This is a genomic window from Merdimmobilis hominis (assembly GCF_016901855.1).
GTDB lineage: Bacteria > Bacillota > Clostridia > Oscillospirales > Ruminococcaceae > Paludihabitans.
This window is the reverse complement of the sequence record NZ_JACJKY010000084.1, coordinates 1-298: the sequence shown is the minus strand read 5'-3', so window position 1 is coordinate 298 and position 298 is coordinate 1. Positions and strand designations below refer to the sequence as shown.

General features: G+C 42.3%; 1 protein-coding gene. It reads left to right on the top strand.

Annotated features, from left to right (window positions below; all coding sequences use genetic code 11):
- A partial coding sequence (locus tag H6A12_RS13180; protein ID WP_204448448.1) for a hypothetical protein occupies positions 1–298 on the top strand: 298 nt, incomplete at both ends.

Genomic DNA, 298 nt, shown 5'->3' with positions numbered 1-298 from the left:
ATTCAATCTGATCTGGACACAACGATGTTCGGCAGTGTTTTGATTGACGATCAATACTGCTATCAGTTGTATGTCCCGCCGATCACCGGCTCAAAAGAATTGTGGCAAAAATCCGCTTTGATCATTTATGACCGCGAATCGGAAGAAAAAGCCGAAGAAATCCCCATGTTCGAACAGTATGGAAATCCATATGCACTATATACGGGAGATGAACGGTATCTGTTTTTAGAATTTGAACCGGGAACGTACTATGAAAACGGAGAATATATCACTGTTTCTGACACCTACCGCACACTGT